The organism is Calidifontibacter indicus (assembly GCF_003386865.1).
Classification (GTDB): Bacteria; Actinomycetota; Actinomycetes; order Actinomycetales; family Dermatophilaceae; genus Yimella; species Yimella indica.
This window is the reverse complement of the sequence record NZ_QTUA01000001.1, coordinates 30,008-44,173: the sequence shown is the minus strand read 5'-3', so window position 1 is coordinate 44,173 and position 14,166 is coordinate 30,008. Positions and strand designations below refer to the sequence as shown.

Here is a 14,166-nt window from a genome sequence, read left to right as displayed (position 1 = left end):
CCGCGGAGCGGAAAGCCTTCATGATTCCTCCTCTGGCCCGATGCCGCCGCGTCCCCAACGCGAACACTGATCACCGAGCAGTTCAGTTAAGCGCCGCCGGGTCGCCATGCCTAGGGACTCCGCAAGGACACCAACGCGGAGGGCAACACCCAGCTGCGCACATTGACAGCCAGGACCCGCCCCTCGACGTCGCGGCCAGCCCGCGGTGGGGCCAGATCGGGCCGTCACGGTGGGGCCAGAACACCTTGACATAGCCATTGGGCAGGACGAGCTCGGCGGCGCGGGTGCCAGGGACGGTGACGGTCTGCTCGGTGAGCGCTGTCTGGATGTCGTCGACGAGGCGTTGGTAGGAGCGGGGCGCGCGGGGTTTGGCGACGGCGAGCAGACGTCGCCGGCCGGCCGCGCGCAGGCCGGTCGGGCCACCGAAGCGGGTCAGGAGTTCGAGGACTGCTGGGTGTTGGATGTGTGGGCCGAGGACGCGTTCGAGGGCTGGGTTCACTTGTGTCAGAAGGCCTCTGATCCGGTTTGCTTGTGCGGTGACCTGTCCGGCCAGGTCGTCATCGAAGCCGACGATGACTTCCAGGTCGGCCAGGGTGTCGTCGCCGACGTCGACCCGTCGCAGGGCGTGCGGCATCGACCGGGCGGCTTCGGCGATGACGTACGCGTCCCTTGCGTCGGTCTTGGCGTTGCCGGGGTGCAGGTCGGCGATACGGCGCATCGCCAGCCCGGGAAGGTAAGCGACGTCCACGCCCATGGCACGGGCGACCGCAACGGGCAGCGCGCCGATCGTTGCGGGTTGATCGACCACGACCAGCAGGCGACCGTGCGTGCCGAGTTTGGTCAGCAGGCCACGCAGCGACGACTCGTCTTGGGGCAACGGTTTGTCGTGCAGCCGATCGCCTTCAACGTTCAGCGCGCAGGCGTGGTGCGTCTGTTTGCCGACATCGAGCCCGATGTACACCGCGTAGTCAGGTCGGGACATGGTCCCTCCTCGTGCGTCCGAGCGGCTGGTCACCAGATCAGGCGCAGGAAGCCGACATCGACGTTACGAAGAGACCTACCCAAAGCTCGGGCGGCCCGGTCCCTATCAGCGGTCCACCAGCGCCACCAGCACCCGGTGACAACACCCCCCGGATCATGCAAGCGACAGGGGCAGTCAGTCATGCCGGGGCCGGCGACCAGGAGCCTTGCTTCAAGGCCCACAAACACGGTAACGGGGGGTCAGAGGCGGGTTCATGGGTTCGCGTGCGGCGCGACCTAGGATCGGCGCCATGCCTACCGCACTCGTCACCGGCGCCAGCGCCGGCATCGGCAAGACCTTCGCCCACCAGCTCGCCGCGCGCGGCCACGACCTCGTCGTCGTCGCCCGTGACGAGAGCCGGCTGGAGGCGCTGCGCGCCGAGCTCGAGGCGCAGCACGGCATCCGGGTCGAGGTGCTGCCGGCAGACCTCGCCGACCGCACCCAACTCGGCACCGTCGCCGACCGGCTCGGCGACCGGCAGCGTCCGGTCGACCTGCTGGTCAACAACGCCGGGTTCGGCCTGCGCAAGTCGTTCATCCGCAACACGGTCGAGGAAGAGGAGCAGATGCTCGACGTTCTGGTGCGCGCCGTGCTCGTGCTTTCGCACGCCGCCGCCCTGGCGATGAAGGAGCGCGGAGCCGGCAACATCGTCAACGTTTCCTCGGTGGCCGGCTTCATGTCGTCGGGCACCTACTCGGCGGCCAAGTCGTGGGTCACCGTCTTCTCCGAGTCGCTCGCCGTCGAACTCGCCGACACCGGCGTCAAGGTCACCGCGCTCGCACCCGGCTTCACCCGCACCGAGTTCCACGACCGCGCCGGCATCAAAGCCAGCCAGGCCGCCCCCGACTTCATGTGGCTCGACGCAGACAAACTGGTCTCCGACGGCCTGGCCGACGTCGACAAGGGCAAGGTCCTCAGCATCCCGGGCGTTCAGTACAAGATCGCCGCCGGACTCTTGCGCGTCGTGCCCCGCTCGATCGTGCGCAAACCGAAGCTGGTGCGCCGTCACCGTCCGAACAAGGACTGAGCGCTCCCGCTCTAGGCTGTGAGCCGTGACTGACGCCGCCGCCGACAACACCGCCACCACCTCCAACACCTCGGTCGACCTCGCCGCCGACCGCGCCCGCCTGCTCGAGCTCATCAAGGAGCAAGCCGTCGTGCACGGTCGGGTGATGCTCTCCTCCGGCAAGCAGGCCGACTACTACGTCGACCTGCGCCGCATCTCGCTGTCGGGCGAGGCCGCCCCGTTGGTCGGACGCGTGATGCGCGAGTTGACCAAGCAACTCGACTTCGACGCCGTCGGCGGACTCACCCTCGGCGCCGACCCGGTGGCCACCTCGATGCTGCACGCCGCCGCGGCCGCCGGCGACCGGCTCGACGCGTTCGTGGTGCGCAAGCAGGGCAAGGCCCACGGGTTGCAGCAGCGCATCGAGGGGCCGTCGATCAAGGGCCGCCGGGTGCTCGTGGTCGAGGACACCACCACCACCGGCGCGTCGCCGACCGACGCGGTGCAGGCCGCCCGCGACGAGGGCGCCGAGGTCGTCGCCGTCGCCACCATCGTCGATCGCGCCACCGGTGCGCAGCAGGTCATCGAGGACGGCCTGGGCGTGCCCTACCTGTCCGCGTTCAGCCTGGAAGACGTCGGACTGGCCTGACCGGCGCCGCACCTCACGGTCGATCCACGTGACGTGAGTCACTCCACGCCTCCTTCGGGGGTGGATCTGCGCAGGTCAGGACGCTTCACCACGCGCGGCAGCGGCGGTGAGGGCGGTGTGACCTGCGTGTTACGCAAGCAGTCGGCCGACGAAACACGGCGTCCATAGCGTTCCTCGCACTCGCTCACCGTCCGGGTGGGCACCTGCGTGCGAGGTGTTCATGGTCACCACAACCACCGAGCCGACCGATCTGGCGCTCGCCCCTCCCGTCGACACCGTCGACACCGCCGACGGGCTCGTCCGCCGACCGGGACGATGGCTCGACGGCTGGGACCCCGAAGACCCTGCCCAGTGGGCGGCGCACGGCCGCTCAATCGCACGGCGCAACCTCGGGTTGTCGGTGCTGGCGGAGTTCCTCGGGTTCGGGGTGTTCGCGCTCTGGGGCATCGTCGTGCCGCAACTGGCGGCCTTCGGCTATACCGGCGCGAACGCGTTGACCGACAGCCAGCAGTTCTGGCTGCTGTCGATGCCGGTGCTCGTCGGATCGGCACTGCGCATCCCGTACAGCTTCGCGGTGCCGCGGTTCGGCGGCCGCAACTGGACGATCATGTCGGCGCTGCTGCTGCTCGCGCCGACCCTCGGGCTGGTGGTGGCGCTGGAGAATCTGGCGCCCTTCCCGGTGCTGCTGCTCGTCGCAGCACTGGCCGGGTTCGGCGGCGGCAACTTCGCTTCGTCGATGACCAACATCTCCTTCTTCTTCCCGGCCGCCCGCAAGGGAGCAGCGTTGGGGCTCAACGCGGCCGGCGGCAACCTCGGCACGGCGGCGGTGCAGTTCGTCGTGCCCTTCGTGGTGGTCTGGGGAGCCGCGACGGCGACCGCTCCGAACCTTCCCGCGGCCGGTTGGATCTTCGTGCCGGCAGCGCTGTTGGCGGCATTGCTCGCCTGGCGCTTCATGGACAACCTGACGATGGCCGCGAACGACGGACGCTCGATGCGACGGGCCGCCCGGATGCCGCACACCTGGCTGCTGTCGTTGCTCTACATCGGCACCTTCGGTTCGTTCATCGGGTTCGCCGGGGTCTTCCCGAAACTGCTGCACGACGCGTTTCCGGCCGAAGGTCTCAAGCTCGCCTTCCTCGGCGCCCTCGTCGGTTCGTTGAGCCGTCCGCTGGGCGGCATCGCCGCCGACCGGGTCGGCGGGTGGGTGGTCACCGTGGTCTCCTTCCTGGCGATGGCGGTCGGCGCCGGTGGTGCGGTGATCGCGTTGCGCACCAACGACTTCGGGCTCTTCATGGTCAGCTTCTGCTGGCTGTTCGTGTTCACCGGCGTGGGCAACGGCTCGATCTACCGGATGATCCCCGCCGTCTTCGACGTGACGGCCACCGACCGCTCGCCGGCCGGTCGGGCCACCGCGGTGCGGACAGCGGGCGGCGCGATCGGGATCGTCGGTGCGATCGGTGCCTTCGGCGGGTTTCTCGTGCCGCAGGGCTTCGCTGTCTCCAAGTCGCACAGCATCGACGCCGCCCACCCGGCCGGCACGATCGTGCCCGCGCTGCTGGTGATCCTCGGGGTCTACCTGCTGATGGCGGCGATCACCTGGGCGGCGTACGGCCGCAAGGGTTCTGCTCTCGGCAGCCACCGGATCTGAGGCGTGGCGATGACGCTCACCGACCTCGACGCGCCGCAGCGGCGGACGAGCGCGACGGGCACTGATACGCACTGCCCCTACTGCGCGCTGCAGTGCGCGATGCGGCTCGAGCCGGCTGACGACGGCAGGCTCGCGGTGCAGCCCCGTGACTTCCCGACCAACCAGGGCGGTCTGTGCCAGAAGGGTTGGACCGCAGCCGAACTGCTGGCGGTGCGCGACCGGATCACGACGCCGATGGTGCGGGACGCGGGCGGTGAACTACGCGCAGCGACCTGGCAGGAGGCGTACGAACGGATCGTCAGCGCCATCCGTGCGGCACAACGCGCCGACGGCCCCGACGCGGTCGCGGTCTTCGGCGGCGGTGGCCTGACCAACGAAAAGGCTTACAGCCTGGGCAAGTTCGCGCGGGTTGCCCTCGGCACCGCCCTTATCGACTACAACGGACGGTTCTGCATGTCGTCGGCCGCCGCGGCGGGCAACCGGGCGTTCGGGCTCGACCGCGGTCTGCCCTTCCCGCTCGCCGACCTCGGCGGCGCCGACGCGGTGCTGCTGGTCGGCAGCAACCCGGCCGAGACGATGCCGCCGATGACCCGGCACCTGGCCGGCGCCCGGCAGCGCGGCGGTCTGATCGTCATCGATCCGCGGCACAGCGCGACGGCGGCGCTGACCGACGACGGGGCCGGCCTGCATCTGCAGCCGCTGCCCGGCACCGACGTCGTGCTGTTGCTCGGCCTGCTGCACGCGGTGATCGCGGCGAGCGGCACCGACGACGACTACCTCGCGGCCCGCGTCGAGGGGTGGGATGCGGTGGCAGCCGCGTCCACGTGCTGGTGGCCCGAGCGCACCCAGCAGGCGACCGGTGTGCCCGCCGGTCAGATCCGGGAGGCGGCCGAACTGCTCGTGGCCGCCGCACCACACCGCGGGGGAGCGGGCGCCTACGTCATCAGCGGGCGCGGCGCCGAACAGCACGCGCACGGCACCGACACCGTCACCGCAGCGATCAACCTGGCGCTCGCGCTGGGGCTGCCCGGTCGCGTCGGCAGCGGCTACGGCTGCCTCACCGGTCAGGGCAACGGGCAGGGCGGACGCGAACACGGCCAGAAGTGCGACCAACTGCCCGGTTACCGCAGCATCACCGACGCGCAGGCACGGGCGCATGTGGCAAAGGTGTGGGGTGTTGACCCCGACGCCATCCCCGGTCCGGGCCGCCCCGCGGTCGAACTGCTCGACTCGCTCGGTCGTCCCGGCGGCCCACGGGTGCTCTTCGTGCACGGCGCCAACCCCGCCGTCTCGGCACCCGACGCGGGCGCCGTCCGCGAACGGCTCGGCAGTCTCGACCTGCTCGTCGTCGCCGACTTCGTGCCCTCGGCGACGGCCCGGCTCGCCGACGTCGTGCTGCCCGTGCCGCAGTGGGCCGAGGAGGACGGCACGATGACCTCCCTCGAAGGACGCATCCTGCGGCGGGCCCGAGCAACAGACCCGCCCGACGGGGTGCGCGACGAGCTCGTCATCTGGGCGCAACTCGCCGAACTTCTCGGTGCACCAGTGAAATTCGCGACCGACCCGGTCGAGGTGTTCGCCGAGCTCGGGCGGGCCAGCGCAGGCGGCCGCGCCGACTACGCCGGAGCCGACCACGAGCGGGTGGCCCGCGAACCGGTGTACTGGCCGTGCCCCGACCGCGAACACAGCGGCACCCCACGGATGTTCCTCGACCGGTTCGCGACGCCGTCGGGTCGGGCGCTGGCGGTCGTGCCGTCGGTCGTCGGGGTCGACGACGACCTGCGCGAGGGCGCGCGCACCTACCTGCTCACCGGACGCGTGCTGCGCCAGTACCAGTCGGGCGCCCAGACCGCCCGCGTCGCGGCCCTCGGTCGGCCGAGCGAGCACCGGTTCGCCGAGGTGCACCCGCTCACCGCCCACCGCATCGGCGTCGAGGACGGCACACCCGTGCGCATCACCTCGGCGCGTGGCTCGTTCGTCGCGCCGACGCGGGTGACCACCGCGGTGCGGCCCGACTGTGTGTTCGTGCCGTTCCACGGCGACGGCGACGACCAGTTCTGCAACGACCTCACCAACCCCGCCACCGACCCGGTGAGCGGGATGCCGGAGTTCAAGGTGTGCGCGGTCGACGTGTCGGCCGCCGAGCACGGAGCAGGGACATGAGCGGCGACATGAGCGGCGACTCCAATGCACACCGCGTCGTCGTGGTCGGTCACGGCATGGTCGCGGCGCGCTTCGTCGAGGAACTGCAGACGCTCGCCGCCCCGGGCGCCGTCGCGGTGACCGTGCTCGGCGCCGAACCGCACCTGCCCTACAACCGGCTGCTGCTCTCGGAGGTGATCGCCGGCCGGGCGAACATCAACGCGCTCACCCTGCCGGCCGCGTCCGAGCCGGTCGTCGTGCGCGCCGACACCACGGTCGTCTCGATCGACCGCGCCGCCAAGGCGGTGACGGACGCCGACGGCGTGGTTCACGACTACGACACCCTGGTCTTGGCCACCGGCGCCGAACCACGGGTTCCGTTGCCCACCAGCGATCTTCGCGGTGTGCGCACGCTGCGCACCATCGACGACTGCCGCGACCTGGTGGCGGCGGCGCGCCCCGGCCGCCGGATCACCGTGCTCGGAGGTGGGCTGCTCGGCATCGAACTCGCCTGCGGCCTGGCCCATCGCGGTGCCGACGTGACGGTGGTGCACCGCACACCGACCCTGATGGATCGCCAGTTGGACGCCGCTGCGGCACGGGTGCTCGCCGACTCGCTGCGCGCCCAGGGCATCGGGGTGCTGCTCGATGTCGAGGTGATCGACGTGGTCGGCCACGACGGCGCGGTCTGCGGGTTGCGCACCGCCGCCGGCGCCGTGCTGCCGACCGACCTCGTCGTGGCCAGTGCGGGAGTTGTTCCGCGCACCGAACTTGCGTGTGCGGCAGGACTTCCGGTCGAGCACGGCATCGTCGTCGGTGCCAACCTGCGTAGCCCCGAAGACCCGGCGGTCGCCGCCATCGGCGATTGCGCCCAGGAGGAGGGCCGTTGGACCGGGCTGTTGGCACCCGGCTGGGAGCAAGCCCGACGCCTGGCCCACGAACTCGCCGGCCGGCCGGTTCGTGCCTCCGGGTCTGCCGATGGCGTCGTCACCCTCAAGGCCCGCGGACTCTCGGTGGTCACGATGGGCACCGCCGGCGGCGCCGGACGCACGGTGACACTCAGCGATGCCGGCGCCGGTCGGCACGTGAGTGTCGAGGTCGCTGCTGACCGGGTCGTCGCCGCGACCTGCATCGGCGCGCCCGACCTTGCGGCCGACCTCACCGCGGCGTTCGAGCGGCGCACACCCACGCCGAAGGACCCCACCCATCTGCTCTTCGCCGAGCTGCCGACCGGCACGGGCGCGGGCCAGGGTGCGGACCGCACCAACCTCGCGACCATGCCCGGCAACGCCACCGTCTGCCGGTGCAACGGCGTGACGAAGCGGGAGATCGTCGGCGCGCACGCAGCGGGTGACCGCGACGTCGAGGCGGTCGCCGCACGCACCCGGGCCACCACCGGATGCGGCGGATGTGCCTCGGCGGTGGAGGGGCTGCTCGCGTGGATGGAGGAGGTCGACCCACCGTCCGACACCCGTCCGGCGAACGCGACGCCGTTGTCCACACCGGTCGCGGCAGACGCGCACGCGACCCTCGGCGCTCACCCGTCCCAGGGCTCACCGTGAGCACGAATTTGCCTGCCCGAAACATTTTCGGACCTGGTGCCGAAACACGACGCACCTACTTTCGAACCATCCCGATGACCCCCGACGAAACCAGGAGCCCGCAATGAGCCCGACCGACTCGACTCAGCGACACGTCGTCGTGGTGGGCGCCGGCATGGTCGCGCACCGCTTCGTCGAAGCCCTCCGAGCCCGGGACAACGCCGACAGCTACCGGGTAACGGTGCTGGCCGAGGAACCGCGTCCGCCCTACGACCGGGTGGCGTTGACCTCCTACTTCACCGGCCGCGACCCCGACGACCTCGCGCTCGGGCAGGACCAGTTGTGGCACGACCCGCTGGTGCGCCTGCGCAAGGGCGTGCGCGCGCTTCAGGTCAACCGGGTGGCCCGCGTGGTCGAACTGTCGACAGGGCAGTTGCTCAGCTACGACCACCTGGTGTTGGCCACCGGGTCGTACGCGGCGGTGCCGCCGGTGCCCGGCAAGGACCTGCGCGGATGTTTCGTCTACCGCACGATCGACGACGTCGCCGACCTGCGGTCGTTCGTCGAGAAGCTGCGGGCCGACCATCCGGGCCGGCCGGTGCGCGGAGCCGTCGTCGGCGGTGGCCTGCTCGGGCTCGAGGCGGCCGGCGCGTTGCAGGCGCTCGGCGCCGAGGCCACCGTGGTCGAGTTCGCGCCCCGGCTGATGCCGTTGCAGGTCGACGAGGGCGGCGGAGCGCAACTGCGCCGGCTCATCGAGGCGTTGGGTGTCACCGTCCGCACCGACACGGCCACCGCCAAGATCACCGACAAGCGCACCGGACGGGTGCGGACGATGACCTTCGCCGACGGCGACTCGATCGACGTCGAGGTGGTCATCTTCGCCACTGGCGTGCGACCGCGCGACGAACTCGCCCGCGACGCCGGTCTGACGATCGGCGAGCGGGGCGGAGTGGTCGTCGACTCCGGTTGCCGCACCGACGACGAACTGGTCAGCGCGATCGGTGAAGTGGCCTGCATCGACGGTCGGGTGTGGGGGCTCGTCGCGCCGGGCTACGCGATGGCGGAGGTGGTCGTCGACCGGCTGCTCGACGGTGAGGCGACCTTCCCGGGTGCCGACTCATCGACCAAGCTGAAGCTGCTCGGCGTCGACGTCGCCTCGTTCGGTGACGCCTTCGCCACCACGCCTGGTTGTCTCGAGGTGGCCTACGCCGACGCGGTCAACGGCGTCTACAAGAAGCTCGTCGTCAGCGACGACGCCCGCACCCTGCTGGGTGGCATCCTCGTCGGCGACGCCAGCGCCTACGCCTCGCTGCGCCCGATGCTCGGTCAGGAACTGGCTTGTGACCCAGCCGCTTTGGTGGCACCCGAAGGCGGCGAAGCGGCGCAGCTGGAGCTGCCCGACGAAGCCACCGTCTGCTCGTGCAACAACGTCAGCGCCGGGCAGGTGCGCCGGGCCGTCGACCAGGAAGGGTGCTGCAGCCTCGCGGACGTGAAGGGCTGCACCAAGGCCGGCACGAGCTGCGGCTCCTGCCTGCCGCTGGTCAAGAAGATCACCGAGGTGCAGCTCGCCGCGGCCGGCGTCGAGGTTACCAAGGCACTGTGCGAACACTTCCCGATGAGCCGGGCGGAGCTGTTCGGCGCCGTGCAGGTCACCGGACTCACCACCTTCAGCGCAATCGTCGAACGGCACGGCACCGGTCACGGCTGCGATGTCTGCAAGCCGACGGTCGCCTCGATCCTCGCCAGCCTGGGCAACGGGCACATCCTCGACGGCGAGCAGGGCGGCCTGCAGGACACCAACGACCACATGCTCGCCAACCTGCAAAAAGACGGCACCTACTCGGTGGTGCCGCGCATCCCCGGCGGCGAGATCACCCCGCAGGGCCTCATCGCGATCGGCCAGGTGGCCGCCGACTTCGACCTCTACACCAAGATCACCGGCGGCCAACGCATCGATCTGTTCGGTGCCCGGGTCGACCAGTTGCCGGCGATCTGGAAGCGACTCGTCGACGCCGGCTTCGAGTCGGGGCACGCCTACGGCAAGTCGTTGCGCACGGTGAAGTCGTGCGTCGGACGCACCTGGTGCCGCTACGGCGTGCAGGACTCCGTGGGCATGGCGATCGCCCTCGAACTGCGCTACCGCGGACTGCGATCGCCGCACAAGCTCAAGGTCGGGGTGTCGGGTTGCGCGCGTGAGTGCGCCGAGGCCCGTGGCAAGGACGTCGGAGTCATCGCGACCGAGAAGGGATGGAATCTCTACGTCGGAGGTAACGGCGGATTCACCCCGCGCCACGCACAGTTGCTCGCCGAAGACCTCGACGATGCCGGCCTCGTGCAGGCGATCGACCGCTTCTTCATGTACTACATCCGCACCGCCGACCGGCTGCAACGCACGGCCGCCTGGCTGGAGGAGATCGACGGCGGGCTCGACCACGTGCGCGACGTGATCCTGCACGACAGCCTCGGCGTGGCCGCCGACCTCGACGCGGCGATGGCCAGGCACGTCGACTCCTACTCCGACGAGTGGCGCGACGTGCTCGACGACCCGGCCAAGCTTGCCCGGTTCGCGGCGTTCGTCAACGACGACGCTCCCGACGACGACCTGCACTACGTGGTCGAACGCGGCCAGCGGCGTCCGGCCACCGCGGCCGAGCGTAGCGACCCGCAGATCGAGGTCGTCGACGCGGCGCGCCGTCCGGTGTTCCTGTCCGGTCCGACCCTGGAGATCCGCCGATGACCGATGAGATGACCGACGCGATGGCCGACCCGATCCCGGACCCGGCGACTGCTCCGATCCACTGGACGCCGGTGGCCGACCTGGTCGCCATCCCGCTGGAACGCGCGGTGCCGGTGCGCGTGGGCGCCGCTCAGGTGGCGGTGGTGCGGCTCATCGACGGCTCGATCCACGCCGTCGGCAACCGCGATCCGTTCAGCGGGGCGCAGGTGATGGCCCGCGGCATCGTGGGATCGATCTGCGTCGGAGGCACGATTCACCGTACGCTTGCTTCTCCTATGTATAAGCAGACGTTCTACTTGGCGACCGGTCGGTGCACGACCGACGATCAGGTCTGCCTGGGCACCTGGAGCACCCGGGTGGTCGGCGACCGGCTCGAGGTCGGCGAGTGCGTCGTCCCGCCGACCACGACGGATGTGTTGAGCGCATGACCCCGTTGCACGCGATGGATCTCGCCGGTAAGCCGGTGCTCGTCGTCGGGGGCGGCCCGATCTCGGCCGCTCGGGTGGCGGCGCTGCTCACGACCGGCGCGACCGTGCGCGTGCACGCACCTACCCTGTGCGAAGACCTGCGCGATCTCTACGCGTCCGACGCGATCGCCTGGAACACCGCCGCGGTGACCGCCGCCGATCTTGCCGACGTGTGGCTGGTCTCGGCCGACGAACAACACCCCGCCGAGACCGAGCGGCTGCGTGCCCTTGCCACCGCGACGAAGGCGTGGTTCGAGGGCGGCGACGCGCGCACCTACGACGCCGCGACGATCGACGACGCGGTCATCGAGGCCAACGTGACGCTGCGCGAACTCCGGCCCGAATCCTCGACCGGCAAGGTGGTGCTGGTGGGTGGCGGCCCGGGCGCCGACGACCTCATCACCGTGCGCGGACGCCGCGAACTGGCCCGCGCCGATGTGGTCGTCACCGACCGCCTCGCCCCCGTCGGGCTGCTGCGCAGCCTGGGCTCGACCGCCGAGGTCGTCGACGTCGGCAAGACCCCCTACCGCCACCCCGTGCCGCAGCACGAGATCAACCAGATCCTCATCGACCGCGCCCGCCGCGGGCAGTACGTCGTGCGGCTCAAGGGCGGCGACCCGTTCGTGCTCGGCCGCGGCGGCGAGGAATGGATCGCCTGCCGCGAGGCCGGCGTCGAGGTCGAGGTCGTGCCGGGCGTGAGTTCGGCCTTCGCCGCGCCGCTGGCCGGACTGGTGCCGGTGACCCACCGCGGGGTGGCCGCCGGGGTGCTGATGATCTCGGGTCACGACGAGGTGTCGCCGGACGTGCTCGTGCAGTGGCCGCACACGATCGTCGTGCTCATGGGCATGGGACGGTTGCCCGAACTCGCCGCGTCGCTGGTGCGCGCCGGCAAAGACCCCGCGACCCCGGTGGCGGTGGTGCACAAGGCATACAGCCCGCAGCAGCGCAGCGTGCGCGGCACCCTCGACACGATCACTGAGCAGGTGCTCACGCAGCAGATCAGCAATCCCGCAGTGATCGTCATCGGCGACGTCGTCGGCCAACTCGCCTATCCCACCGATCCCACTGACCCCGACGGTGCTGACCCGGGCAACCCGCACGCCGCGAACGGATTCTCGTGAACCCGGTGGGCGACCAGCTGGTCGGTGCCCGGGTGTTGCTCACCGGGCAGCGCCGCAGCGCCGAGCTCGCCGCTGCCCTCGAGCGGCGCGGTGCGCAGATCGCGCACGCCCCTACCCTGTCGGTGGTGCCTCACGTGGACGATGCCGAACTCCTGCGCGCGACAAAGGAGTTGATCGCCGACCCGCCGCAGATCGTGGTGGGCACGACCGGTGTCGGCTTCACCGGATGGATCGAGGCCGCAGATGCCGCGGGCCTCGCCGACGAACTTCTCGCCATGCTGCGCGACACCCGCATCATCGCCCGCGGCCCGAAGACCAGCGGTGCGCTGCGCGCCGCCGGACTCGAACCCGACTGGGTGGCCGAATCGGAGACCAACGCCGAGGTGCGCGACTTCCTGTTGTCCGAATCGATCGCCGACCTGCGGATCGCGGTGCAACACCACGGCGCCGGCTCCGACGGTCTCGACGAGGCGTTCACCGACGCGGGCGCCACGGTGCAACCGCTCGTGGTCTACCGCTGGGGGCCGGCTGCCGACCCCCGAGCCGTCGAGGACGGCGTCCGCCGGGTGGCCGACCGGGAGTACGACTCGGTGGTCTTCACCTCCGCACCCGGAGCACAGGCCTTCCTCGACAGCGCGCGCGGCCTGGGTCTGGAGCAGGAGTGTGTGGCGGCGATGGCCGTCGACGGCGGCGTCGTCGCCGCGGCCGTCGGCCCGGTCACCGCGGCCCCGTTGCGGCTGGTCGGGATCGACCCGATGGTGCCCGACCGTTTCCGCCTCGGCGCGCTGGTGCGGTCGTTGGTGGCGCACCTGCCGGTGCACGCGACACAGGCGGTCACCCCGGCGGGCGCCCTGCGGGTCTGGCGTTCGGAGGCGGTGCTCGACGGCCGGCGGCTCAGCCTGCCACCGGCCGGGCTGGCGGTGCTGCGTCGCCTCGCGGCCGCCGACGGTGCGGTGGTGACCCGCGAGCAGATCCTCGCGGTGCTGCCCGGCACCGCCGTCGACCCGCACGTCGCCGAGGTCGCCGTCGCCCGATTGCGCGATGCGCTGCCCGACCGTGATCTGGTCACCACCGTCGTCAAGCGGGGTTACCGCCTGGCGGTGGCCGACCGATGACGCGGGCGCTCGTCGTCTGCGCCCACGGCACCGACAACCCCCAGGGGCAGGCTGTCGTGCGCTCGATCGTCGCGCAGGTCGCGCGCCGTCGCCCCGACCTCACCGTGCGCGAGGCGTACGTCGACGTGCAGCAACCGGAGTTGCCGCAGGTCGTGAACGAGCTTGCGGCGCACCATGATTCGGTCGTGGTTGTGCCGCTGCTGCTGTCGTCGGGCTTCCACACCGAGGTCGACGTGGCGCAGGCCGTGGCGGCCCACCCGCACGCCCACGCCGCGCCCGCGCTCGGGCCGCACGCGTTGCTGGCGAAGGTGCTCGTCGACCGGCTCGTCGACGCCGGCGCGACGCTGGACGCCTCGGTGGTGCTGGCCGTCGCCGGCTCGAGCCGCGCCGCCGGCGCGACGGACGCCGAGCGGATGCGTGAGCTGCTCGCCGAACGCTGGGCCGGGACGGTCGCGCTGGGCTATCTGTCCGCCCGGCAGCCTTCGGTGGCCGACGCCGTCCGGGTGGTTGCCGCAGAGCACGGCGGCGACCCGAGCGAGGTGGTCGTCGCGAGCTACCTCATCGGGCCCGGCTTCTTCCACGACCGGCTCGGCGGCCTCGGGGCGCGGGTGTCGGCGCCGCTCGGCGATGACCCGCGGCTGGCCGAGTTGGTGCTGCGGCGGTTCGAGGGTGTGTTCGAGGGTGTGGACAGCTGATCCGGGAGCCGACCAGCACGTAGG

10 protein-coding genes and 1 pseudogene are annotated in these 14,166 nt (G+C 71.2%); 10 read left to right on the top strand and 1 reads right to left on the bottom strand.

The genetic code is table 11. The features are described from left to right. Window positions 1-259 precede the first annotated feature (259 nt). Window positions 260-982 (bottom strand): annotated as a pseudogene (locus DFJ65_RS00210) (IS110 family transposase); the annotation flags it as partial. A gap of 289 nt (window positions 983-1,271) precedes the next feature. Here DFJ65_RS00210 and DFJ65_RS00205 point away from each other — a divergent pair. The 10 genes from DFJ65_RS00205 to DFJ65_RS00160 all read left to right on the top strand — a co-directional run bounded on the left by DFJ65_RS00205 (window position 1,272) and on the right by DFJ65_RS00160 (window position 14,142). After that, entirely contained in the window at window positions 1,272-2,048 is a 777-nt protein-coding gene (locus DFJ65_RS00205) for an SDR family NAD(P)-dependent oxidoreductase (protein WP_115921269.1), read from the top strand. Window positions 2,049-2,073: 25 nt separating this feature from the next. Continuing rightward, window positions 2,074-2,676, top strand: a complete 603-nt coding sequence (pyrE, locus tag DFJ65_RS00200; protein WP_115921268.1) for an orotate phosphoribosyltransferase — start codon at window positions 2,074-2,076, stop codon at window positions 2,674-2,676. A 220-nt stretch (window positions 2,677-2,896) separates the two neighbouring features. Then, complete coding sequence (locus DFJ65_RS00195; protein WP_115924014.1) at window positions 2,897-4,324, top strand: MFS transporter; 1,428 nt, start codon at window positions 2,897-2,899, stop codon at window positions 4,322-4,324. A gap of 9 nt (window positions 4,325-4,333) precedes the next feature. Then, the gene (locus DFJ65_RS00190) at window positions 4,334-6,487 is read left to right on the top strand and encodes a molybdopterin oxidoreductase family protein (RefSeq protein ID WP_115924013.1); all 2,154 of its coding nucleotides are present in this window, start codon (window positions 4,334-4,336) and stop codon (window positions 6,485-6,487) included. Then, window positions 6,484-8,028, top strand: coding sequence for an FAD-dependent oxidoreductase (locus DFJ65_RS00185; protein ID WP_245949886.1), 1,545 nt, complete (start codon window positions 6,484-6,486; stop codon window positions 8,026-8,028). The genes DFJ65_RS00190 and DFJ65_RS00185 overlap by 4 nt, the downstream gene beginning before the upstream one ends. Window positions 8,029-8,131: 103 nt before the next feature. Then, on the top strand, window positions 8,132-10,744 hold the full coding sequence (gene nirB / locus DFJ65_RS00180) for a nitrite reductase large subunit NirB (RefSeq protein ID WP_115921267.1): 2,613 nt from the start codon (window positions 8,132-8,134) through the stop codon (window positions 10,742-10,744). Further along, window positions 10,741-11,172, top strand: a complete 432-nt coding sequence (locus tag DFJ65_RS00175; RefSeq protein WP_245949884.1) for a nitrite reductase (NAD(P)H) small subunit — start codon at window positions 10,741-10,743, stop codon at window positions 11,170-11,172. Before nirB ends, DFJ65_RS00175 begins: the two co-directional genes overlap by 4 nt. Beyond that, window positions 11,169-12,332, top strand: a complete 1,164-nt coding sequence (cobA, locus tag DFJ65_RS00170) for a uroporphyrinogen-III C-methyltransferase (RefSeq protein WP_115921266.1) — start codon at window positions 11,169-11,171, stop codon at window positions 12,330-12,332. Before DFJ65_RS00175 ends, cobA begins: the two co-directional genes overlap by 4 nt. Further along, the gene (locus DFJ65_RS00165) at window positions 12,329-13,447 is read left to right on the top strand and encodes a uroporphyrinogen-III synthase (protein ID WP_342767479.1); all 1,119 of its coding nucleotides are present in this window, start codon (window positions 12,329-12,331) and stop codon (window positions 13,445-13,447) included. The genes cobA and DFJ65_RS00165 overlap by 4 nt, the downstream gene beginning before the upstream one ends. After that, window positions 13,444-14,142 (top strand): sirohydrochlorin chelatase, encoded by a 699-nt coding sequence (locus DFJ65_RS00160; protein WP_115921265.1) that lies wholly within the window; start codon window positions 13,444-13,446, stop codon window positions 14,140-14,142. The genes DFJ65_RS00165 and DFJ65_RS00160 overlap by 4 nt, the downstream gene beginning before the upstream one ends. The last annotated feature ends 24 nt before the right edge of the window (window positions 14,143-14,166 follow it).

Bases quoted from the DNA above. Each gene is read 5' to 3' on its own strand.
- DFJ65_RS00160 (WP_115921265.1), top strand. From the start codon at position 13,444: ATGACGCGGGCGCTCGTCGTCTGCGCCCACGGCACCGACAACCCCCAG.
- DFJ65_RS00195 (WP_115924014.1), top strand. From the start codon at position 2,897: ATGGTCACCACAACCACCGAGCCGACCGATCTGGCGCTCGCCCCTCCC.
- DFJ65_RS00185 (WP_245949886.1), top strand. From the start codon at position 6,484: ATGAGCGGCGACATGAGCGGCGACTCCAATGCACACCGCGTCGTCGTG.
- cobA (WP_115921266.1), top strand. From the start codon at position 11,169: ATGACCCCGTTGCACGCGATGGATCTCGCCGGTAAGCCGGTGCTCGTC.
- DFJ65_RS00175 (WP_245949884.1), top strand. From the start codon at position 10,741: ATGACCGATGAGATGACCGACGCGATGGCCGACCCGATCCCGGACCCG.
- DFJ65_RS00205 (WP_115921269.1), top strand. From the start codon at position 1,272: ATGCCTACCGCACTCGTCACCGGCGCCAGCGCCGGCATCGGCAAGACC.
- nirB (WP_115921267.1), top strand. From the start codon at position 8,132: ATGAGCCCGACCGACTCGACTCAGCGACACGTCGTCGTGGTGGGCGCC.
- DFJ65_RS00190 (WP_115924013.1), top strand. From the start codon at position 4,334: ATGACGCTCACCGACCTCGACGCGCCGCAGCGGCGGACGAGCGCGACG.